The organism is Paraburkholderia sp. BR10882, assembly GCF_040948855.1.
GTDB lineage: Bacteria > Pseudomonadota > Gammaproteobacteria > Burkholderiales > Burkholderiaceae > Paraburkholderia > Paraburkholderia nodosa_A.
Genome location: NZ_JBFPKP010000017.1, coordinates 53,486 through 74,877 on the forward strand (window position 1 = coordinate 53,486; position 21,392 = coordinate 74,877).

A 21,392-nucleotide genomic window follows, 5' to 3' on the forward strand; every position below is an offset into this window, starting at 1 on the left:
GCATGAGCGCAACGGTTGCCTGCCCCGCGCTCTTCATCAGCGCGCCCGCTTCGGGCCAGGGCAAGACCACGCTCACGGCTGGCCTCGCGCGACTGCATCGGCGCGCGGGCCGACGCGTGCGCGTCTTCAAGACCGGGCCGGATTTTCTCGACCCGATGATCCTCGCACGCGCGAGCGGCGCGCCCGTGCTCTCGCTCGACCTGTGGATGGTGGGCAAAGAAGCGTGCCGCGCCCTGCTCGCGCAGGCGGCGCGCGACGCCGACCTGATCCTTATCGAAGGCGTGATGGGCCTGTTCGACGGCACGCCGAGCAGCGCCGATCTCGCGACCGAGTTTGGCGTGCCGGTGGCCGCCATCGTCAGCGCGAAGTCGATGGCGCAGACCTTCGGCGCGATCGCGTTCGGTCTCGCGCATTTTCGGCCGGAAGTGCCCTTTCACGGCGTGCTGGCCAACCGCGTGGGCTCGGCGCGTCACGCGCAGATGCTGCAGGAGGCGTTGCCCGCCGACGTACGCTGGCTCGGGCATGTTGCGAGCGAAGCGACGATGGCGCTGCCCGATCGCCACCTCGGCCTGCATCAGGCCGCTGAGATCGGCGACCTCGACGCGCGCATCGAACGCGCCGCCGACGCGCTCGCGCAAACCGCGCTCGCCGAATTGCCGCCTGCGGTGGCATTCGCCGATCCTTCGCACGACGAAACGATTGCACGCCGGCTCGAAGGCCGTCATGTCGCCATTGCGCGCGACGCTGCGTTCTCGTTTCTCTATCCTGAGAACATCGCGTTACTCGAGATGCTGGGTGCGACTGTAAGTTACTTCTCGCCGCTCGCAAACGAACTCGCGCCCGCCGGCGCCGACGCGATCTTTCTGCCAGGCGGCTATCCCGAGCTACATGCCTCGACGCTCGCGCACAATACGCAGACCGCGAATTCGTTGCGCGCGCATGTATCCGCGGGAAAGCCGCTCGTCGCTGAATGTGGCGGCATGCTCTATCTGCTCGATGCACTGACCGACGTGGAAGGCACGCGCACGCCGATGCTCGGCCTGCTTCCCGGCGAGGCGGTCATGCAAAAGCGTTTCGCGGCGCTCGGCATGCAGCAGCTCGACGGCGCGGATGGCGCGCTACGCGGCCACACGTTTCACTATTCGCGCGTCGCCACGCCGCTGGCGCCCGCGCTCACGGCACACCACGCACAGACCGGCGCGCCCGGCGAGGCGCTGTACCGGCACGGCTCGATCGCGGCCACCTATATGCACGCTTACTGGCCCTCCAACCCGGCTTTCGCGGCCGCACTCTTCCATGGCACAGCCCTTTGACGAAGCCGAACGCGCGGCGGTCTACCGCGCGATTTACGAGCGCCGCGACATGCGGCACTTCGCACCGGGCCCGATCGATCCCGCGACACTCGCGCGCCTGCTCGACGCCGCGCATCACGCGCCGAGCGTGGGCTTCATGCAGCCGTGGCGGATCGTGCGCATCACGGACCATTCGGTGCGCGAGCAGTTGCACGCGACGGTCGAGCGTGAGCGCATTGCAACCGCCGATGCGCTGGGCAGACGCCGCGACGAGTTCATGAAGCTCAAGGTGGAAGGCATGCGCGATTGCGCCGAGGTGCTCGTGGTCGCGCTGATGGATCGCCGCGAAGCCCACGTCTTCGGCCGCCGCACGCTGCCCGAGATGGACCTCGCCTCCGTGGCGTGCGCGATCCAGAACATGTGGCTCGCGGCGCGCGCCGAAGGGCTCGGTATGGGCTGGGTGTCGATCTTCGACGTCGACGAGGTGCGCACCCTGCTCGCCATGCCGCCCGGCGCCAAGCCGGTGGCGATCCTCTGCGTGGGTCAGGTCGACGCGTTCTACCCGCAGCCGATGCTCGAAATGGAGAAGTGGGCCGAACGCAAGCCGCTTGGCGAATGCGTGTTCGAAAACCGCTGGCCGCAGGACGAGCCGGCGAGCGTGCCCGAAGCGGCGCCGGACACCCCCGGAAAGTTGCCCTGAACTACTGCTGATTGACGGGTGAGACGGAGAGCACTTCCGGCATGCCCGGCGCTTGATCCGCCGTGCCGGCGCTGACCGGACCCTTCAGCTTGACGCGCCATTGCGGCGCGCCCGCGTACGGCAGCCGCGCCAGTGCGCCCGCCACGAGATACGGCACGGCCTCGCGGGCGTCGGCGTTGCGGTCGCGCTTCACGGCGCTCACCTTGTAGACCTCGTTACCATCGGGCAACGCGAAAAAACGCAGCGTCAGCGTGTGCACGTAGGGCCGCCCGAACCATGGCAACGACGGTCCCTCGGCCGGCGCGCAGCCGGCGCCGCAGCTAGCGTCCACGACTTTCACCTCGGCGGGATGCGTGTCCCACGCCACCGAGACGAGATAGCGCGCCGCCTCGGGCGCGCCTGCCTTGAAGCCGCGCTGCGCGAGACCGTCGCTCAGCAACGCCTGGTACGGGAGGATCTCGCCCGCATCGGCCTGGGCCGGGGTTGGCGCAAAACGGTAGGTCGCGGGCTGGCTGGTCGCAGCCGTTGCGGGCAGCGCACCTGTGGCCACGACGTCGGTCGTCACGCCCGCGCATCCGGCAAGGGCGACGAGCATCGGTAGCAGACAGATCGACAGCAAGGTCTTCACGAAACACTCCATCGGGTTGCCGCCGGCATGCGGCCAACGGCATTCGGGTTATTCATGCATGCATGCGCAGCAGGAACGACACGGCACGACTCATGCCGGCGCACCGATCGCGGGCAGCGACATCGTCAGCACGGTGCCCTTGCCTGGCTCGCTCTCCAGCAGGACGTCGCCGCCGTGGCGCGTCACGACTGTCTTCACGAACGCCATGCCGAGCCCCGCGCCGCTCACCTCGGGCCGCTGTTCCGCATGAAAGCGCTGAAACGGCTGAAACAGCCGCGCCTGATCTTCCTGCGCGATGCCGTAGCCCTGATCGCGAATCGAGCAGACCACGCGCGACGGAACGCGGTCGTCCAGCGCGACGGTGCAGACGATGCGCGTATCCGCAGGACTGTACTTCACTGCGTTGTTCAGCACGTTCACGAGCGCGCGCGTCATGAGCGAGCGGTCGGCGTTGATCCAGCCCATCTGCTCGCCTTCGAACACGGTGTCGATCTGGATGCGCTTCGCGTGCGCCTGCGGCCACACTTCGTCGCTCGCGTCGATCACCAGCTCCGCGAGGCTGGTGGGCTCGAGCGCGTACACCTGCGACTCGGCGCGCGCGAGCTGCACGAAGTCGTCGGCGAGCTTGAGCGAGCGGCGCGCGTAGCGCTCGATGCGCTCCATCACGCCGCGCACGGGCTCGGAGCCAAGCGTGCCGCGCTCGCGCTCCGTCTCGACGAGCGCGACGATCGAGGCCTGCGGCGAGCGCATATCGTGCGACAGCAGGCGCAGCGCGTCCTCGCGCTGGCGTTCGGCGTCGTGCAGCTCGGTCACGTCCACGAGACCCGCGATCCAGCCCACCGCCTGTCCCTGCGCGTTCGTACAGCACGCGTAGCGCAGCAGATAGTCGCTGCCGTCGCGCGCGCGCACTTCCACGCCGCGTTCCATCAACTCGGCGAACTCGTCGCGCGCCGGGTCGAGCGGCGCGGGCCAATGCGCGTGCGCAAACGCCATCGCGTCGGGGGCCGGGTCGATCGGCTTGACGAGCGCGAGGTCGCCGAACACGTCCTGCATCCGGCGACCTTCCGCGGCGCTCACGTTCAGGCGCTCGAGATACGCACGCGAAGCATGATTGGCGATCAGCACGACACCGCGCAGATCGGCCACGAGAATCGGCTCCGGCACGGAATCGAGGCTGTCCCATACGAAGCGGCGCATGTCCTGCAGCCGCTGCGCGGCCTGCGCCATGAGCGCCATTTGCTGGGCGAGCGCGTCGCCGGCGAATTCACGGCGCGGCGTGGGCGCCTCGGGCAGCAGGTAGGGTTCGTCGGCAAGCTGGCGCAGTTCCTTGCGCAGGTAAGCCATCGTCATCTCGAGGCGGCGCCAGCTCCACACCGGATAGACGATGAGCAGCGCGACGATCGCTGGCACGGGCGGGAGCCAGAGGCGCGCGTGCAGCATGCCCGCACTCGCACCGAGCGACACGGCGATCAGGAACGCGAGCAGCAGCAGCGTGCGCAACGGCGAGAGCACGAGAAAACCCGCCAGCAGCACCGCGAGCGGCGCGAGCGAGGCAAACACGACCATGACCGGCGGCGCGGGCTGGATGGCGCTCCCGTTGAGCAGCGTGTCGAGCACGATGGCGTGGATGTACACGCCGGGCAGCGGCCCGAGCGTACCCGAGAGCGGCGTGGCGAAGCGGTCGTAGAGCCCCGAGGCCGTGACGCCGACGATGGCCACGCGCCCGCGCAACTGCTCGGGCGGCACGCGGCCATCGAGCACGTCGGCGAACGAGACCTTGTGGAACGCCTGGGAATTTGCGCCGAACGGAATCAGGAAACGCGCCTCGCTGCCCGGCGCCGCCGCATGCAGCACATCATCGCGCTGCGCGGTGGCGGGCATGCCGTGCGCGAGCTTCACCGCGCCGCTGCGCACCGCCCGCCAGACCGGCACCATCAGTTGCGGCCAGCGCTGCTGCGCGTCGCCTTCGAACAGCGCGACGCTGCGCACGATGCCGTCGCTATCGACTTCGAGGTTGATATGGCCCATGCCGGCGACCGCCTGCGCGAGCGGCGCGACCGGACGCACGGCCTCGCGGCGACCGGTGTCGTCGGCGGGGGTGAGCAGGATGGGGAGGAACGCCGGGCGCGCGCGCAGCGCCTGCGCAAAGTGCGCGTCGTCGGGGGACGATTCGGTGAACAGCACGTCGTAGACGACGGCCGCCGCACCCGCTTTCGCGAGTTGATCGACGAGCCGCGCATGCAGCTCGCGCGGCCACGGCCAGCGCCCGAGCGCCGCGACGCTCGCATTATCGATCTCCACGAGCACGATGTCGGGCGACACCGGCAACGCACGCGCGGAGAGCAGGCGGTCATAGACGAGATGGTCGGCGCCGCTCGTGAGCCGCCAGAGCACGCAGAGCACGACCACGACCACGCCCGCGCAGCCCACGCCGGCCCATTCGAACAGGAAGCGTCGCCCGACGGAGCGGCCAAGGCGCGCGGGCGGCCTCACGCTCTTGCGGGGCTCCACCTCGTCCGGCCGAGTCACCAGTCGAGCCTGAATGACTGGACCGGGCTGGCCTTCTGGTAGTAGCGGCCGTTGTCGAACTGCTCGGCGATCACCGTCCAGTAGTAGACGCCCTTCGGCAGATCGCGCACGACCGCATCGCCCGTCGTGATGTCGGTACGGTCGATGAGCGGCGCGCGCAGATCGGACGTCGTGCCGAGCACGAAGCGAAAGCGCGTGTTTTGCGCGTTGCGGTCGATGAACCAGCGGAACGCGAAGTCGCGCGAGCCTTCAATGGGACCGGCGCTCGTGCCGAGCGCAACGCGCCGGCGCTCGAACGCATACGACGCTGGCATGCCTTCGAGACCGCTGGCGTCGATGGCGGAGAGGCGTACGAAGTAGGTGCCGTCTTCGAGATTGGCAAACGACACGCGCGGGTCGGCGCTGCGCTTGTCGCGAATCATGTCGAGCAGGCCCGCGTCGCGGCCGATCTGCACGCGCCAGGCGCTCGCACCCGCCGAGGGCGCGATTTCGAAGACGACGGCTTCGTCGTCCTGCACTTTGGACGGCTGCAGCAGCTCGGGCGCGTCGAGCAGCGTGACGGGCGCGCCCGCCGGCCGGCCCGTCAGCGTGAGGTTGCCGTGGTGCGCGGCGACGAGTTGCTCGGAGGCGCTGAGCGGGGTGCCCGGTGACGGCGGCCGCGCGAGCGCGCTGCGGCCGTTGCGGGCCACCGAGGCGGCGTCCACGCCCACTGCGCCGTCCAGCACCTCGACCGCCGTCGCACCCTTGTCGCCGTCGTAGCTCACGCGAAACTGCGTGCCGCGCACGCCGGCCACCACGGAAGGCGAGCGGATCTGGAAGCGATCGTCCTTCTTCGTGGCATGCGTGACCTCGTTGCTCACCTCGCCGTGATGGAGATCGACGATGCGGTCGGTCGCGCCCGTGAGCGCCGTTTGACGCAGCGTGGCGAGGTCGAGCGAGGTATCGGGCGGCAGGGCGATATGCGAGCCATCGGCCAGTTCGAGGGTGGCGAAACCGTTGTGGCCGGTCTGCACCCGGTCGCCTTCGACAAGGCTCGCGCCGACGGAGAGCGGCAAAAGCGGACCGGTGCGGAACGCATGCTGCACGGGACCGTTCGCGGCGATCACCTTCGCGCTCAGGCCATCCTGGCGCAGCAGCGCGACCGGCACGCGCAGCGTCGTACCCGGCCGAAGGTGGCGCGGCTCGCTCACATGATTGAGGCTCGCGAGCTTCTTCCAGTCGGCGCGATTGCGCAGGTAACGCGTGGCGATGTCGTAGAGCGAGTCGCCGGGGCGCGCGACGTAGGGGGTCATCTCGGGCGGCTGGGCCGGAGCGTTCTCGCGCGCCTCGGCGCCGCGGGGAAGTGCAACGAACGCAAGCGCGAAAGCAAGGAACGGCGCCGCGGTGGCGCGCACCGCACGCGCGCCCCTCACGCGCTGTCCCCCTCGATACGCTCGAGCCGGTAGCCGTAGCCGTAAATCGGCGTGAGGCGATAGCCGTTTTCGGGACGCAGGCCGAGCTTCGAGCGCAGCATGGAAACGTGCGTGTCCATCGTGCGCGAAGGAATGTCGTCGGACTGCTTCCAGATCACGTCGAGAATGTGCGCGCGAGACAGAGGACGGCTCAGGTGCTGAAACAGCAGCAGCGCGAGTTCGAACTCCTTCTGCGTGAGCGCGACGTTGCGGCCGCTCACCGAAGCCTGGCGCGACTTCAGGTCGAACTCGTACTCGCCGAAGGTTTCCTTGAACGCGGGCGTGTGCAGTTGATAGGCGCGGCGCAACAGCGAATTGACGCGGGCGATCAGCACCGGCGCCGAGACGGGCTTGACGACATAGTCGTCGGCGCCGGCGTTGAGCATTTGCGCGATGTCGGCCTCGCGGCTGCGGCTCGTCATGAAGAGCACCGGCAGGCGCGTGGAGAGGCTCTGCCGCACCCAGTGCAGCACCTCGTCGCCCGCCATGTCGGGTACGTTCCAGTCGAGCACGAGCATATCGAACGTCTGCCGCCGAAGCTGTCTGACGAGTTCGCTACCCTTGGCGAACGCGTGGCAGACGTGGCCCGCAGCGCTCAAGGCCTGGCAGACGAACTCTGTCTGCGCTGCATCGTCATCCAGTACTGCAACTCTCATAGCACCCCGCAACCAGGTTTGTTCTTCATCGTCCTGCGATGGACTGCTTCCCTGCCGCACCGCGCTGCCACCAGGACCATTGCCTGGCGGGCGCTGGCGCGCGCTTCGGCGCCGGATCGTGGGCCACCCGCCCGGGCCCCGGCTCCGGGCCTGGCGGCACGCGGGACCCGCCGCGCACCAAAGCCCGCTACTCTCGCCGCGTCTCGAAAAAAATGCGAGCGCGAGGCCACGCTCGACTTCGGTGAACAGATCGCTCTCATGTTAATCACTCATGGTAGTCGAATTTGCCGTCGTTCGAACCGGGCCTGGCCGCCTCGCCCGCAGCCGACGGCGATTGCGCGAGCAGCGCGGTCAGGTGGGAGCGCACGTGCTCCCATGCCGCGTGTGCATGGTCCGGCTGCAAGGCCGCGCGCGACTGCGCCATCACGAACACGCGCAGTACCGTGGACGAACACTGTGTCAGACGCTCGGCCGCGCCGAAACGCGAAAGGTGCAGCGCTTCGCTGAGCCACGGGAGTTCGGCCGCGCAGGAGTCCGCGTAGGCTTCCATCGCGGCGCGCGCATGCTGGTCGCGCGCGAGGTCGAGCTCGATGCGGTCGAACTCGCGACCACCGTCGGGGCCGTCCGCGCGCGAGCCCGGTGGAAAACGCTTACGGCCGGATCGGAAAAACATGTAGCCCCCGTGAAGACAAGCAGGCAGAGCAACAGAAGTGAAGCGGCCAGGCGTTTTTTCGCGGACGCAACAACGTCGAGCCGCTCGCAATGCGCGAAGCGGCAAAAAGAATGCGTTCTCAAATGCGGAAAAAAATGTGGCGACGGCCGCGTGCTACGCACTGCGTGGTCTCCGGATTCCGCCCCCGGAGTCGGACCGCCAGCGCAGTCATCGTCGTACGCGGCGCGAGCCCCGCTGCCAGCGTCACCGCCCGACGCTGTCAGCGGGCCGCAGCCGCCTCCCTGCACGACGAGGCACGTGCCGCCATCGCCACGTCCACCTCAAAGCACTGGTTTTCCCAGCGTTATCCGGCGAACTCGGGTTCGCTCTGACTTCCTCTTGCTGACTGCGTCGCCAGGTCCCGAGCGAGCCAGCCCCCGTAGCAGAAATCCGTTGCCAGCGGCGCATGCGCGAAGCTCGCGTGGCGCTGGCGGCGTGCGGCCGTGATTGCACTTGCCGCGACGACGTATTCTCACCTGGGTGCCGTGAATTTACTGTCAGGGATTGTTAAATCTGTCAGAGCCGATGAAAAGCGGTGAACAGCCGGGCAGATGGCATGGCTTGGGGGATGGCTCCAGCGAGCCCGCGTAACGCAGCGCATGCCCGTCACGCGCCCGGATTGATTCGCAATCCTAACTCTCAGCCGGAAGACGGCAGCGGCGGGATTCCCGCCATGGAGATATCCCGCCGCCGCAGCGAAGCAAGTCAGTATGCGTTAGTGCTCGGATTGCCGGTCATTGCCCCGTTCGCCACCCTGGGGAGCATGCCCGCCCTGACCACCACCCTGAGGCGGCGCAGCCGGCCGCCCCTGCGGCTGTTGAGGTGCGGGCGGGCGCATGCCGGCCTGCGGCTGTTGAGGTGCGGGCCCAGGCGCGCGCATGCCGCCCTGCGGCTGGGGCTCCGGCGGACGCGCATAGCCCTGCGCGGGCGCGCCGGCGGGCGGCCGGCCGCCGAACTGCTGCTGCTCGGGCGGATGCCCCGCCTCGTGGGGACGCATGGTGCCCGGTTGCTCCCCGTTGCCGGGCGGCCGTTGCGTCCCGGGCGGCGGTGCGCCACGCATCGGCTCATCGGGTCGCGAGGGACGCTCGCCACCGCCAGGCGCAATGGCGGACGGCCGGCCCGGCGCACCATGCCACGCCGGCGCTGCCGGCGGGCGGCCGCGTTCGGGCGGCGGCACGTGCTCCCAGCGATGCTGTTCGCCATACCACGGCCGGTCGCGATAGAAGCTGCCCCAGTAAGCGCCCAGCGAGAACGCCACGATCGGCAGGCCGATCTGCGCGCCATAGTCGGTGAGCGGCACGTAGCTGCCCTGATACGGATAACTGAGATACCCGCCGTAGACCCAGCCGCGCAGACCGGGCACGGTGACGTCACACCACGAATAGTCGCCCACGCAGCCCATCACGGTGACGGGCTGGCCGGGTCCCAGTTCGGCTACGACGGGATAGTCGCCTGAAGGCCCTGCGTACAGATCCACCGGTTCGCTCGTGTAGGCCGCGGATTGCGCGCTGGCGGCGGACGACGCGAGCACGAGACCGGTTGCGAGGCACGCGCCGGCGAGCGCAGGTACGACCGCGCGCAGGCGCGTGTTGAAGCGCTTGGACATCGTTTCTCCCTGTTCCAGCCAGTTTGTTTGCCGCTGCGCAATTGCCGTGCCCGGCCCGTCGTGACGACGATTCGAGGTTATTCGTTTTCTTCGAAGTAATGCCCGAACTTGACCTGCTTGGTGCGGATATAACGCTCGTTTTCCTCGCGCATCGGGATCGCGAGCGCCACGCGTTCGATCACCGGGAGGCCGTGCTGCCTGAGCGTGTCGAACTTCTTCGGATTGTTGCTCATGAGCTTCACCGACGACACTTTCAGCAGGCGCAGGATCGCTGCCGCCGAATCGTATTCGCGCGCGTCGTCGGGCAGGCCGAGATCGAGGTTCGCCTCGACGGTGTCGCGGCCCTGCTGCTGGAGCTGGTACGCGCGGATCTTGTTCGACAGGCCGATGCCCCGGCCTTCGTGGCCACGCAGATAGAGCAGCACGCCACGGCCTTCGGCCGCGATGTAGCGCAGCGCGAGGTCGAGCTGCTCGCCGCAGTCGCAACGGTAGGAACCGAACACGTCGCCGGTCAGGCACTCGGAGTGGAGCCGCGTCAGCGTAGGCTCGCCGCTGCCCACGTCGCCCATGACGAGCGCGAGATGCTCGGCACCGCCGTCCTTCACCCGGTAGACATAGGACTCGAACGTGCCGTAGCGGGTCGGCAGCGTGGCGGTCGCGTCGAGCACGACGCATTCGTTGGCGTTGTCGCCGTCCGCACAGGACGACTCAGGAAGCGTAGGCATGATTCTCGAGCAAAAACTGGCAAAACCGGCAAGGGGCCGGGTTGAGGTTCGGAACCGGAGTTTACCGCCATTTGCTCCACCCCGCCGCCCAGCCCAGTAGGGGAGGCTCGGCCCGCGCCGCATGCCCTCGGCATAAATGGTGCGACCCCCGCGCATACCCCGAGGACGCACGGCACGCCAGCCGCCTATACTGAAATGGCTTTCCAATGGCTTGACGGGCGATACACCCGGCTTGCCGCACCGCGCAATGACTGGACAACCAGAAGGACGAAGAGGGTCGCCCTATGACAAGCGTTGCACAGGTACTCAAATCGAAACCGGAACAGGTGGTGTACACGATCGAAGCCTCCGATTCCGTCTACAACGCAATCCGCCTGATGGCCGATAAGCAGATCGGCGCGCTGCTCGTGACCGACGGTCCATCGATCGCCGGCATCGTCACGGAGCGTGACTACGCGCGCAAGATCGTGCTGATGGACCGATCTTCGAAAACGACCGCCGTGCGCGACATCATGAGCACGCACGTGCGCTTCGTCCAGCCGGAGCAGACCACCTACGACTGCATGGCGCTCATGACCGAGCGGCGCATGCGCCATCTGCCCGTCATGGACGGCGGCAAGCTCGTGGGGATGGTGTCGATCGGCGACCTGGTGAAGGAAATCATCGCCGAGCAGAAGTTCACGATCGAGCAGCTCGAGCACTACATCACCGGCGGGACTGGCGCCTGACGTAACGCGCCCGCCCCACCAGCCCACCAGACGTGAAAAAGCGCCCAATCCCGACGGGGTTGGGCGAAGCCACCTTTCGGCGGCGGAGGTTCCACGCATGAAAAATCGCGCGATGGTTTGCGCGGGCGGCGTGCGACAAAGGCGGAACGGTGTCCGCCTTCGCCAGTATGGGTTTAGAGCTTTGCTGGGTGGGGCGCTGTCGGGTCAACTTACGCATGCGTCCGTGCCTGCTCGCAGCGCCCTGGCACCGGTTTGCGCTGGAACGGCCAGCCTTGGCCGATCGATGTCGCCCGGTCGCCCGCTTAGTTGCCGAAGTACACCGACTGCGACGGGCGCACCGTGGCCGGCTGGCCCGACTGCGTCGAACCGGAGGTCGACGGGCCATAGCCGCTCGTTTCGGCTGCCGGCGCTTGTTGCGCCAACCCTTCCTGCTGGCTCACGCGGGCTTCGGCGGCCTGGATGTCGCTCGGGTACGTCGCGTCATTGGCGGTAGCCGGGTTGTAGCCGGCCTTCTCGAGCTGGATCAATTCGGACTTCACTTCGGCGCGTGTGACCGGACCGTTGCCTTGCACCTGGGCAAACGAAAGGGCCGGAGCAGCCACGAGGGCGGCGACGAATGCGGCTTGAATCAGGGTACGGGATTTCATGTTCATTACCTCCATCACTTGTTTTATGCCGACGGCGGTGTCTGCTTGCATCGCCGAACCAGTGATTTCAGTGTATTGAGACAGTGGCCCAGGGGAAACCCTAATTTTGGGAAAATACACTTTCAATCGCGGCAACAATGCCGCGCGCATTCGATATCGGCCGAACGCCTTGCGGCGCGGCGCTTTCCGCGGATTTCGCCGGAGCGCTCGAGCCAGTCACAGCGGCGCGACGCTGCCGTCCAGCAGCTTGCGTGGGCCGCTCACGAACCGGCTGCCCCGTTCGTAGAAACGCAGCGGCCGGTCCATCTCGCGCGAGAGCCCGATGCGTGTCGTCACGCCCACGGGCCGCTCGGGTTCGTCCACGCGGCCGATCCAGAGTCCGTGCCCGCGGCACAGGTCCACGCCGTCGAAGGCCGCCGCAATGCCGAACGCCTGCGAGAGCCGCCCCGGCCCGCGCGCGAGATCCCGCAGCGGGACGCCGGGGCGCAGCGCCTCCATAGCGCCAACGCCTTCGAGCGGCTCCAGCGCGCGAAACAGGATGCCCGCGCCCACGTCCACGGCTTCGCTCGACATGTTGAACATCCAGGCGCTGCCGTAGGTCAGCCGCACGTGGGCATGACCGCGCTCGAGGAACATCGCGGCGTTATAGGGCCGGCGTCCGATGTAGGCGTAGCTCGCGGAGTCGCCCACGGGATACGCTTCGACTTCGACGAGCCGCCCCACCATGCGCCCGCGCGCCAGGTCGCGCACGAGATATTTGCCGACCATGAAACGCGCCAGCTCGGCGGTGTCGAGTGGCAGGTCGTGGCGGTGCAGTGGCAGGATCGTCATCGAAGCGTTCTCGGGGTGGTCGGCGTGGGCATCGCGGTTTCGCGGACCGGCAGAGTGTAGCGCTGGCCGCGCTCATCCACCGCCCATCCACGGCTTAGCCACGCGCAGCCGGCCATTGCGCTACCATCGTCCGCATATCCGCGCGAACGGTTCGCGCTACCCAAGGAGCCGTACGATGAACGAACAAAGCGCGATTCAATTCCTCACGACCGTGCGCAAGCCCCTGCTCACGCTGCACAAGGCGATTCTCGACCACGAGCGCAAGGACTACGAACGCGAGTTCGGACCGGTCACGCCGGCGGCCTTCCTGCAGGTGCTCATCAACGGCTCGGGCTTTCGCTGGCTCATGCCGCTCTCGACGGTGATCGCCAACGTCGACGAAACGCTCGACGCCAAGGATGCGAGCCCCGACGATCGCATCGGTGCGGCGCAAGGCGTGGCCGCACTCTTCTCCGGCGAGGAATCGGCGGAGTTCTACGAGCGCTATCAGGCGTTGCTGCAGGCGAGCCCCGAGATCCTGCACTTGCACGGGACCGTGGCGCCGCTCCTCAACGCCCTGAAGAACTAAGCGTTTCTGGCGCGCGGCGCCTTGCGAGGCGCCGCGGCCACCGTGGCCTCGGCTGCTGCGCCGCCGCGCTTGCCCTTCGCGGCGGAAAGGCGTCGCCACAACGTCGTCTTGCTGATGCCGAGCATCTCGCACGCGCGGTCGCGATCGCCGTTGCAGGCGTCGAGCGCGGCGCGGATTTCATCGGCTTCGGTATTGAGGCTGCGCTCACGCAAGGTGAGCGCACCCTCGCCTGCTGTCGCCGCGGCGCCACTCGCAGCACGGCGCGACTCGAACACCTCCGGCGCGATGGAGCGCAGCACGTCGGGCGCCAGCACGTCCTCTTCCGAATCGGCCAGTTCCACCACCATCCGCTCGACCACGTTCTGCAACTCGCGCACGTTGCCGGGCCATGCGTGCCGCGCGAGCGCGCCGCTCACCCGTGCGAGCGTGCGCGACGCGTCTTCGGGCGTGCGGATGCGCACGGCCACGCGCGGCTCGCGGCGCGAGGCCTGGAACAGCAGTTCCGACGCCAGCAGCGCGATGTCGGCGCCGCGCTCGCGCAACGGCGGAATGGCGAGATTGAGAATGTTCAGGCGATAGAAGAGATCCGCGCGAAACTCGCCCGCTTCGATCTGCTCGGTGAGCGCGCGGTGCGTGGCGGCGACCACGCGCACGTCCACGCGCGTGGGCTCGGTGGCGCCGAGGCGCACCACCTCGCGCTCCTGCAGCACGCGCAGCAGGCGGCTTTGCAACGGCAATGGCATCTCGCCGATTTCATCGAGAAAGAGCGTGCCGCGGTGTGCGGCCTCGATGAGCCCCACCTTGCCGCCGCGCCGCGCACCCGTGAACGCGCCCTCCTCGTAGCCGAACAGCTCGCTCTCCAGTAGCGCCTCGGGAAACGCGCCGCAATTCATCGCGACGAACGGAAAGTCGCGCCGCGGGCTCTCGCGATGAATGCCCTGAGCGATCATCTCCTTGCCGGTGCCGCTTTCGCCGCGGATCAGCACCGTGGCGTCCGACTTCGCATAGCGCCGCGCGAGCTGGCGCACGCGCTCGATGCCGGGCGTCGCGCCGCTCAGGTCGTCCAGCCGGTAGCGCGCGACGAACTGCTGCGTGCGCTGACGCGAGCGCAGCGTGCGGTCGAGCCGCTCCACCGCACGCGACTCCTGAAAAGTGAGCACGGCGCCTGTCGTCACGCCGTTGTCGACGAGCGGCCCGCGATGCACGACATAGCTCACACCGCGCACGGTCTCGAGCGATTCGCCATCGGCTTCGGGCAGCGCGAACGCGATGTCGGGCGCGAGCGCCGCGAGCGACTGGCCCGCGGCCGCCGCCGGATCGATGCCGAGCACGGCCGCGAGGCGCTGGTTGATCGCCTCCACGCGGCCGCGCGCGTCGAGCGCGACCACGCCGTCGCGCAGGTGTTGCAGCACGCTGTCGAGGCGCTGCCGGCGCTGCGTTTCGCGCCAGGTGGCTTGCACGAGATCCAGCGCGTTGTCGAACGCCGCGCGCACCGAGGGCCGCGAGTAGACGAAAAACGGCACGAGCCCGAGCCGGGCCGCGAGATCGTTGACGAGGCCCGGCCCCACGACCGCGCCCACGCCGCGGTCGCGCAGGTCGAGCACGCAGGCCTCGGCGTCCTGAACCGTGCGGTACTGGCCGAACACCACGTCGATGCCATAGGCGCTGGCAAAGCGCCGTACTTCCACAGGCGTCTCACCGTAGGTGACGAGCGCGACGAGATCGGCCTCGCGCCGCGCGCGGGCTAGCGCCTGCATCACGTCGAAGCCGGTGGGCTGCACGAGCACTACGGGCAGGTCGATACGCGCTTTCAGATAGGTGCCGTTCGAGCCCGCCGCCACCACCACATCGGGCCGCTGGTTCGGCCCCGCGGCGGCGAGTTCGGCCACCGCTTCCTCGAAGCCGCGCGGCACCACGCGCAGGTCCGCGAGCTCGTCGTATTCGCGGGCGATGTCGCGAAACAGGTCGCGCAGGCGGCTGATACCCATGGCCCAGACACGCGGGCGGATGGCGGAGGAAGCGGGAGCGGGAAAGCGGTTCATGATGTCCAACGATACGGTCGTGACGCCGGGGACGGTGCAGCCGATAGCCGACCGTCAGCCAGATTTCGCATTATCGCGCGCCGATTTCATTTTTGAAATTGTGATTTCACCATGGAAATCGGGGCCCGCCACCGGCACACGCGATTCCGGCGCAAAATCAACGCGTTAGCCTCTTGGCGCGGAGCTGGCACGCTAACTGCAGTATGAGGCGGCGATTCAATTGGAGACATCCCGCATGAACAACAAAACCCCCGCCAGCGCCGGCGCGAAATTCCGCGCAGCCGTGGCCGCCGAACAACCGCTGCAAGTCGTCGGCGCCATCACCGCGTATGCGGCCAAGCTCGCGCAGGCGACCGGCTTCAAGGCCGTTTATCTTTCGGGCGGCGGCGTGGCCGCCAACTCGCTCGGCGTGCCGGACCTCGGCATCAGCACAATGGACGACGTGCTGATCGACGCCCGCCGCATCACCGACGCCGTCGACATTCCGCTGATGGTCGACATCGACACCGGCTGGGGTGGCGCATTCAATATCGCGCGCACGATCAAGTCGTTCATCAAGGCAGGCGTGGCCGCCGTGCACCTGGAAGACCAGGTGGGTCAGAAGCGCTGCGGCCATCGCCCGAACAAGGAAGTCGTGGGAACCGACGAGATGGTGGACCGCGTGAAGGCCGCCGTGGACGCGCGCACCGACGACGGCTTCGTCATCATGGCCCGCACCGACGCGGCCGCCGTGGAAGGCATCGACGCCGCGATCGAGCGCGCCATGGCTTACGTGGAAGCGGGCGCGGACATGATCTTCCCCGAAGCGATGAAGACGCTCGACGACTACCGCCGTTTCCGCGCCGCCGTGAAGGTGCCGATTCTCGCCAACCTCACGGAGTTCGGCTCGACGCCGTTCTTCACGACCGAAGAACTGAAGAGCGCGAACGTGGATATCGCGCTCTACTGCTGCGGCGCGTATCGTGCGATGAACGCCGCCGCGCTGAACTTCTACGAGACCGTCAAGCGCGACGGCACGCAAAAGGCCGCCGTCTCGACGATGCAGTCGCGCGAAGACCTCTACCGCTACCTCGGCTATCACGCATACGAAGACAAGCTCGACGCGCTCTTTGCCGCGAAGAAGTAAATCCGCCCACCATATAGTTCACAGATACCTGGAGAGAGGAAGACACCATGAGCGAAGCAGAAAACACCACGCAAGCCGCTGGCGGTTTCAAGCCGAAGAAGTCCGTTGCGCTGTCTGGCGTCGCGGCGGGCAACACGGCGCTGTGCACCGTGGGCCGCACCGGCAACGACCTGCACTACCGCGGCTATGACATTCTCGACCTCGCCACCGCGTGCGAATTCGAAGAAGTCGCGTACCTGCTCGTGCACGGCAAGCTGCCGAACACGTCCGAACTGGCCGGCTACAAGGCGAAGCTCAAGGCGCTGCGCGGCCTGCCCGCCAACGTAAAGACGGCCCTCGAAGCCGTGCCCGCCTCGGCGCATCCGATGGACGTGATGCGCACCGGCGTCTCAATTCTGGGCACCGTGCTGCCCGAGAAAGACGACCACAACCTGCCGGGCGCGCGCGATATCGCCGACCGCCTGATGGCTTCGCTCGGCTCGATGCTGCTGTACTGGTATCACTTTTCGCACAACGGCAAGCGCATCGAAGTCGAAACCGACGACGACTCGATCGGCGGCCACTTCCTGCACCTGCTGCACGGCCGCGCGCCGTCGAAGTCGTGGGTCGACGCGATGCACGTGTCGCTCAACCTGTACGCCGAGCACGAGTTCAACGCCTCGACGTTCACGGGCCGCGTGATCGCGGGCACGGGCTCGGACATCTACTCGGCCATCACGGGCGCGATCGGCGCGCTGCGCGGTCCGAAGCACGGCGGCGCGAATGAAGTCGCGTTCGAGATCCAGTCGCGCTACGAAAACGCCGACGACGCAGAAGCCGATATCCGCGCACGCGTGGAGAAAAAGGAAGTCGTGATCGGCTTCGGCCACCCGGTGTACACGATCTCGGACCCGCGCAACAAGGTCATCAAGGAAATCGCGAAGAAGCTCTCGAAGGAGCAGTCGAACATGAAGCTGTTCGACATCGCCGAGCGCCTCGAATCGACGATGTGGGAAGTCAAGAAGATGTTCCCGAACCTCGACTGGTTCAGCGCCGTGTCGTATCACATGATGGGCGTGCCGACCGCCATGTTCACGCCGATCTTCGTGATCGCGCGCACGGCCGGCTGGAGCGCGCACATCATCGAGCAGCGCATCGACAACAAGATCATCCGCCCGAGCGCGAATTACACGGGGCCGGAGAATCTGAAGTTCACGCCGATCAGCAAGCGCTAATCGCCGGAGGCGATGCGTCGTAGCGTGACGACGTCGCCTTCGATCCTGCGCATCGCCGCTTACAATCCATTTGGTCCCCAAGCCGTGAATACCGCCTACCGCAAGTCCCTCCCGGGCACCCGGCTCGATTACTTCGACGCGCGCGAAGCCGTCGAGGCCATCCAGCCCGGCGCCTACGCCACGCTGCCGTACACCTCGCGCGTGCTCGCCGAAAACCTCGTGCGCCGCTGCGACCCGGCCACGCTCACCGCCTCGCTTACGCAGCTCATCGAGCGCAGGCGCGACCTCGACTTTCCGTGGTTCCCGGCGCGCGTGGTCTGCCACGACATCCTCGGGCAAACCGCACTCGTCGATCTCGCCGGCCTGCGCGACGCCATTGCCGACCAGGGCGGCGACCCCGCCAAGGTGAATCCGGTCGTACCGGTGCAACTGATCGTCGACCACTCGCTCGCCGTGGAATGCGGCGGCTTCGATCCGGACGCGTTCAACAAGAACCGCGCGATCGAAGACCGCCGCAACGAAGACCGCTTCGACTTCATCAACTGGACGAAGAAGGCGTTCAAGAACGTCGACGTGATTCCTCCGGGCAACGGCATCATGCACCAGATCAATCTGGAGAAGATGTCGCCCGTGATCCAGGCGCGTGACGGCGTGGCGTTCCCCGACACCTGCGTCGGCACCGACAGTCACACGCCGCACGTCGATGCGCTCGGCGTGATCGCCATCGGCGTGGGCGGCCTCGAAGCCGAGAACGTCATGCTCGGCCGCGCCTCGTGGATGCGCCTGCCCGATATCGTCGGCGTGGAGCTGACCGGCAAGCGCCAGCCCGGCATTACCGCCACCGACATCGTGCTCGCCCTCACCGAGTTCCTGCGCAAGGAAAAGGTCGTGGGCGCCTATCTGGAGTTCCGTGGAGCAGGCGCATCGAGCCTCACGCTCGGCGACCGCGCCACGATCTCCAACATGGCGCCCGAGTATGGCGCCACGGCCGCGATGTTCTTCATCGACGACCAGACGCTCGAGTATCTGCGTCTCACGGGCCGCGACGAAGAGCAGGTCAAGCTCGTCGAAACCTACGCGAAGACCGCGGGCCTGTGGGCCGATACGCTCGCTAACGCGCAATACGAACGCACGCTGACGTTCGATCTTTCGAGCGTGGTGCGCAACATGGCCGGCCCGTCGAATCCGCACAAGCGTCTGCCCACATCCGCTCTCGCCGAGCGCGGCATTGCAGGCAAGTGGGAAGAAACGCCGGGCCAGATGCCCGACGGCGCGGTCATCATCGCCGCCATCACGAGCTGCACGAACACGAGCAACCCGCGCAACGTGATCGCCGCCGCGCTGCTCGCGCGCAACGCGAACGAGCGCGGCCTTACGCGCAAGCCGTGGGTAAAGAGTTCGCTGGCGCCGGGATCGAAGGCCGTCGAGCTTTACCTCGAGGAAGCCAACCTGCTGCCCGATCTGGAAAAGCTCGGCTTCGGCATCGTCGCGTTTGCATGCACCACGTGTAACGGCATGTCGGGCGCGCTCGATCCGAAGATCCAGCAGGAGATCATCGACCGCGACCTGTATGCGACCGCCGTGCTCTCGGGCAACCGCAACTTCGACGGCCGCATTCACCCGTATGCGAAGCAGGCGTTCCTCGCCTCGCCGCCGCTCGTCGTCGCGTACGCGATTGCGGGCACGATCCGCTTCGACATCGAACAGGACTCGCTCGGCACGGACAAGGACGGCAAGCCCGTGTACCTCAAGGACCTCTGGCCGAGCGACGAAGAGATCGACGCCATCGTCGCGAAGAGCGTGAAGCCCGAGCAGTTCCGCAAGGTGTACGAACCGATGTTCGCGGCCACCGCGGTAACAGGTGAAACGACCGACCCGCTCTACGACTGGCGCGCGCAAAGCACCTACATCCGCCGCCCGCCGTACTGGGAAGGCGCGCTGGCAGGCGAGCGCACGCTCAAGGGCCTGCGCCCGCTTGCCGTGCTCGGCGACAACATCACGACCGACCACCTCTCGCCCTCCAACGCGATCCTGCTGGACAGCGCAGCGGGCGAGTACCTCGCGAAAATGGGCCTGCCCGAAGAGGATTTCAACTCGTACGCGACGCACCGCGGCGACCACCTCACGGCGCAGCGCGCAACTTTCGCGAACCCCACGCTCATCAACGAGATGGCCGTGGTGGACGGCACCGTGAAGAAGGGCTCGCTCGCGCGCGTCGAGCCGGAAGGCAAGGTCACGCGCATGTGGGAAGCCATCGAAACCTACATGGAACGCAAGCAGCCGCTCATCATCATCGCGGGTGCGGACTACGGCCAGGGTTCGTCGCGCGACTGGGCGGCCAAGGGCGTGCGTCTCGCGGGCGTGGAAGCGATCGTAGCGGAAGGCTTCGAGCGCATTCACCGCACGAACCTGATCGGCATGGGCGTGCTGCCTCTCGAGTTCAAGGCGGGCACGAACCGTACGACGCTCGGCATCGACGGCACGGAAACGTACGACGTGATCGGCGAGCGCACGCCGCGCGCCGACCTCACACTCGTGATTCAGCGCAGGAACGGCGAGCGCGTGGAAGTGCCGGTCACCTGCCGACTCGATACGGCCGAGGAAGTGTCGATCTACGAAGCCGGCGGCGTGCTGCAGCGTTTCGCGCAGGACTTCCTCGAATCGTCACAGGCAGCGGCATAAACGGGAAACGGGCGGCGCAGCGCTCACACGCGCGCCGCCCTTCGTTTCAGGACAACACATGGCACACGTACCCCAGATCAAGATTCCCGCCACCTATATCCGCGGCGGCACCAGCAAAGGCGTGTTCTTTCGCCTCCAGGATCTGCCCGCTTCGGCGCAGCAGCCGGGCGTTGCGCGCGACAAGCTGCTCATGCGCGTGATCGGCAGCCCCGACCCGTACGGCAAGCAGATCGACGGCATGGGCGGCGCGACGTCGAGCACGAGCAAGACCGTGATTCTGGCGAAGAGCAGCAAGCCCGACCACGACGTCGACTACCTGTTCGGCCAGGTCGCCATCGACAAGGCCTTTGTCGACTGGAGCGGCAACTGCGGCAATCTCTCCGCCGCCGTAGGCCCGTTCGCGATCAGCGGCGGCCTCGTCGACCCGAGCCGCGTGCCCGACAACGGCGTGGCGACCGTGCGCATCTGGCAGGCCAACATCGGCAAGACCATCATCGCGCACGTGCCGATGACGAACGGCCACGTGCAGGAGACGGGCGATTTCGAACTGGATGGCGTGACCTTTCCCGCCGCCGAAGTGCAGCTCGAATTCCTCGACCCGGCCGCCGAGGAAGAGGGCGCGGGCGGCGCGATGTTCCCCACCGGCAATCTCGTTGACGACCTTGAAGTGCCTGGGGTGGGCACGCTCAAGGCCACGATGATCAACGCGGGCATCCCGACGATCTTCGTGAACGCCGAGGCCATCGGCTACACGGGCACGGAATTGCAGGACGCGATCAACAGCGACGCGCAGGCGCTCGAAAAGTTCGAGACGATCCGCGCGCACGGCGCGCTGCGCATGGGGCTCATCAAGCAACTCGACGAGATCGCCACGCGCCAGCACACGCCGAAAATCGCCTTCGTGGCGAAGCCCACGGGCCATACGGCGTCGAGCGGCAAGCGCGTGGAAGCCGGCGATGTGGACCTGCTGGTGCGCGCCATGTCGATGGGCAAGCTCCACCACGCCATGATGGGCACCGCGGCCGTGGCGATCGGCACCGCGGCGGCCATTCCCGGCACGCTCGTGAATCTCGCGGCGGGGGGCGGCGAACGCAGCGCGGTGCGCTTCGGGCATCCGTCGGGCACGCTGCGCGTAGGCGCCGAGGCGCGTCAGGAAAACGGCGAATGGACGGTCACGAAGGCCATCATGAGCCGCAGCGCGCGCGTGCTGATGGAAGGCTGGGTGCGGGTGCCGGGCGACGCGTTTTAAGCAGCG

The 21,392-nt window shown here is 67.4% G+C and carries 19 protein-coding genes; 9 read left to right on the forward strand and 10 right to left on the reverse strand.

The window, feature by feature from the left end; genetic code table 11:
• Nucleotides 1-2: 2 nt before the first annotated feature.
• Together AB3X99_RS31390 and bluB are read left to right on the forward strand one after the other, a co-directional pair.
• Nucleotides 3-1,313: a cobyrinate a,c-diamide synthase gene (locus AB3X99_RS31390; RefSeq protein ID WP_368619123.1), complete on the forward strand. Its 1,311-nt coding sequence runs from the start codon at nt 3-5 to the stop codon at nt 1,311-1,313.
• Nucleotides 1,297-1,992 carry a 5,6-dimethylbenzimidazole synthase gene (bluB, locus tag AB3X99_RS31395; RefSeq protein WP_342946463.1) on the forward strand — a complete coding sequence of 232 codons (696 nt, stop codon included), beginning with the start codon at nt 1,297-1,299 and terminating at the stop codon, nt 1,990-1,992. The genes AB3X99_RS31390 and bluB overlap by 17 nt, the downstream gene beginning before the upstream one ends.
• A 1-nt stretch (nt 1,993) precedes the next feature.
• On the opposite strand, the gene AB3X99_RS31400 is transcribed toward bluB, so the two are convergent.
• The 7 genes from AB3X99_RS31400 to ribA all read right to left on the reverse strand — a co-directional run bounded on the left by AB3X99_RS31400 (nt 1,994) and on the right by ribA (nt 10,299).
• Complete coding sequence (locus AB3X99_RS31400; RefSeq protein ID WP_368619124.1) at nt 1,994-2,620, reverse strand: DUF4136 domain-containing protein; 627 nt, start codon at nt 2,618-2,620, stop codon at nt 1,994-1,996.
• A gap of 90 nt (nt 2,621-2,710) precedes the next feature.
• Nucleotides 2,711-5,149, reverse strand: coding sequence for a CHASE2 domain-containing protein (locus AB3X99_RS31405; RefSeq protein ID WP_368619125.1), 2,439 nt, complete (start codon nt 5,147-5,149; stop codon nt 2,711-2,713).
• Nucleotides 5,146-6,561, reverse strand: a complete 1,416-nt coding sequence (locus AB3X99_RS31410; protein ID WP_368619126.1) for a FecR domain-containing protein — start codon at nt 6,559-6,561, stop codon at nt 5,146-5,148. Before AB3X99_RS31410 ends, AB3X99_RS31405 begins: the two co-directional genes overlap by 4 nt.
• A complete protein-coding gene (locus AB3X99_RS31415; RefSeq protein ID WP_368602851.1) occupies nt 6,558-7,256 on the reverse strand; it encodes a response regulator transcription factor in 699 nt (232 codons plus the stop codon). The genes AB3X99_RS31410 and AB3X99_RS31415 overlap by 4 nt, the downstream gene beginning before the upstream one ends.
• Nucleotides 7,257-7,521: 265 nt before the next feature.
• Nucleotides 7,522-7,929, reverse strand: coding sequence for a hypothetical protein (locus AB3X99_RS31420; protein ID WP_368619127.1), 408 nt, complete (start codon nt 7,927-7,929; stop codon nt 7,522-7,524).
• A 754-nt stretch (nt 7,930-8,683) separates the two neighbouring features.
• Entirely contained in the window at nt 8,684-9,574 is an 891-nt protein-coding gene (locus AB3X99_RS31425; protein WP_368619128.1) for an SH3 domain-containing protein, read from the reverse strand.
• Nucleotides 9,575-9,651: 77 nt separating this feature from the next.
• Nucleotides 9,652-10,299, reverse strand: a complete 648-nt coding sequence (gene ribA, locus AB3X99_RS31430; RefSeq protein ID WP_035513597.1) for a GTP cyclohydrolase II — start codon at nt 10,297-10,299, stop codon at nt 9,652-9,654.
• A 284-nt stretch (nt 10,300-10,583) separates the two neighbouring features.
• On the opposite strand from ribA, the gene AB3X99_RS31435 reads away from it, so the two are divergent.
• Nucleotides 10,584-11,027, forward strand: a complete 444-nt coding sequence (locus AB3X99_RS31435) for a CBS domain-containing protein (protein WP_069266211.1) — start codon at nt 10,584-10,586, stop codon at nt 11,025-11,027.
• A 302-nt stretch (nt 11,028-11,329) separates the two neighbouring features.
• On the opposite strand, the gene AB3X99_RS31440 is transcribed toward AB3X99_RS31435, so the two are convergent.
• Together AB3X99_RS31440 and AB3X99_RS31445 are read right to left on the reverse strand one after the other, a co-directional pair.
• Complete coding sequence (locus tag AB3X99_RS31440) at nt 11,330-11,674, reverse strand: DUF4148 domain-containing protein (RefSeq protein ID WP_069266352.1); 345 nt, start codon at nt 11,672-11,674, stop codon at nt 11,330-11,332.
• 216 nt (nt 11,675-11,890) lie between these two features.
• Nucleotides 11,891-12,505, reverse strand: coding sequence for a DNA-3-methyladenine glycosylase (locus tag AB3X99_RS31445; RefSeq protein WP_368619129.1), 615 nt, complete (start codon nt 12,503-12,505; stop codon nt 11,891-11,893).
• Nucleotides 12,506-12,680: 175 nt separating this feature from the next.
• Between AB3X99_RS31445 and AB3X99_RS31450 the strand changes: the two genes are divergently transcribed.
• A complete protein-coding gene (locus tag AB3X99_RS31450) occupies nt 12,681-13,073 on the forward strand; it encodes a hypothetical protein (protein ID WP_069266209.1) in 393 nt (130 codons plus the stop codon).
• Here AB3X99_RS31450 and prpR read toward each other — a convergent pair.
• Nucleotides 13,070-15,115 carry a propionate catabolism operon regulatory protein PrpR gene (gene prpR / locus AB3X99_RS31455; protein ID WP_368619130.1) on the reverse strand — a complete coding sequence of 682 codons (2,046 nt, stop codon included), beginning with the start codon at nt 15,113-15,115 and terminating at the stop codon, nt 13,070-13,072. The two genes, AB3X99_RS31450 and prpR, sit on opposite strands and share 4 nt — an antisense overlap.
• Here prpR and AB3X99_RS31460 point away from each other — a divergent pair.
• The 5 genes from AB3X99_RS31460 (at nt 15,114) to prpF (ending at nt 21,386) form a co-directional block, all read left to right on the forward strand.
• Entirely contained in the window at nt 15,114-15,284 is a 171-nt protein-coding gene (locus AB3X99_RS31460; protein ID WP_368619131.1) for a hypothetical protein, read from the forward strand. The two genes, prpR and AB3X99_RS31460, sit on opposite strands and share 2 nt — an antisense overlap.
• A gap of 66 nt (nt 15,285-15,350) precedes the next feature.
• Nucleotides 15,351-16,241 carry a methylisocitrate lyase gene (gene prpB / locus AB3X99_RS31465; RefSeq protein ID WP_368619132.1) on the forward strand — a complete coding sequence of 297 codons (891 nt, stop codon included), beginning with the start codon at nt 15,351-15,353 and terminating at the stop codon, nt 16,239-16,241.
• Between the two features lie 47 nt (nt 16,242-16,288).
• Nucleotides 16,289-17,455, forward strand: coding sequence for a 2-methylcitrate synthase (gene prpC / locus AB3X99_RS31470; protein ID WP_069266207.1), 1,167 nt, complete (start codon nt 16,289-16,291; stop codon nt 17,453-17,455).
• 84 nt (nt 17,456-17,539) lie between these two features.
• Complete coding sequence (gene acnD, locus AB3X99_RS31475; protein ID WP_342946657.1) at nt 17,540-20,137, forward strand: Fe/S-dependent 2-methylisocitrate dehydratase AcnD; 2,598 nt, start codon at nt 17,540-17,542, stop codon at nt 20,135-20,137.
• Nucleotides 20,138-20,195: 58 nt separating this feature from the next.
• Complete coding sequence (gene prpF, locus AB3X99_RS31480; RefSeq protein ID WP_342946602.1) at nt 20,196-21,386, forward strand: 2-methylaconitate cis-trans isomerase PrpF; 1,191 nt, start codon at nt 20,196-20,198, stop codon at nt 21,384-21,386.
• The last annotated feature ends 6 nt before the right edge of the window (nt 21,387-21,392 follow it).

Coding starts and splice junctions, on each gene's coding strand:
- AB3X99_RS31390 (WP_368619123.1), top strand. CDS start 3: ATGAGCGCAACGGTTGCCTGCCCCGCGCTCTTCATCAGCGCGCCCGCT.
- bluB (WP_342946463.1), top strand. CDS start 1,297: ATGGCACAGCCCTTTGACGAAGCCGAACGCGCGGCGGTCTACCGCGCG.
- AB3X99_RS31415 (WP_368602851.1), bottom strand. CDS start 7,256: ATGAGAGTTGCAGTACTGGATGACGATGCAGCGCAGACAGAGTTCGTC.
- AB3X99_RS31420 (WP_368619127.1), bottom strand. CDS start 7,929: ATGTTTTTCCGATCCGGCCGTAAGCGTTTTCCACCGGGCTCGCGCGCG.
- AB3X99_RS31425 (WP_368619128.1), bottom strand. CDS start 9,574: ATGTCCAAGCGCTTCAACACGCGCCTGCGCGCGGTCGTACCTGCGCTC.
- ribA (WP_035513597.1), bottom strand. CDS start 10,299: ATGCCTACGCTTCCTGAGTCGTCCTGTGCGGACGGCGACAACGCCAAC.
- AB3X99_RS31435 (WP_069266211.1), top strand. CDS start 10,584: ATGACAAGCGTTGCACAGGTACTCAAATCGAAACCGGAACAGGTGGTG.
- AB3X99_RS31440 (WP_069266352.1), bottom strand. CDS start 11,674: ATGAAATCCCGTACCCTGATTCAAGCCGCATTCGTCGCCGCCCTCGTG.
- AB3X99_RS31445 (WP_368619129.1), bottom strand. CDS start 12,505: ATGACGATCCTGCCACTGCACCGCCACGACCTGCCACTCGACACCGCC.
- AB3X99_RS31450 (WP_069266209.1), top strand. CDS start 12,681: ATGAACGAACAAAGCGCGATTCAATTCCTCACGACCGTGCGCAAGCCC.
- AB3X99_RS31460 (WP_368619131.1), top strand. CDS start 15,114: ATGATGTCCAACGATACGGTCGTGACGCCGGGGACGGTGCAGCCGATA.
- prpR (WP_368619130.1), bottom strand. CDS start 15,115: ATGAACCGCTTTCCCGCTCCCGCTTCCTCCGCCATCCGCCCGCGTGTC.
- prpB (WP_368619132.1), top strand. CDS start 15,351: ATGAACAACAAAACCCCCGCCAGCGCCGGCGCGAAATTCCGCGCAGCC.
- prpC (WP_069266207.1), top strand. CDS start 16,289: ATGAGCGAAGCAGAAAACACCACGCAAGCCGCTGGCGGTTTCAAGCCG.
- prpF (WP_342946602.1), top strand. CDS start 20,196: ATGGCACACGTACCCCAGATCAAGATTCCCGCCACCTATATCCGCGGC.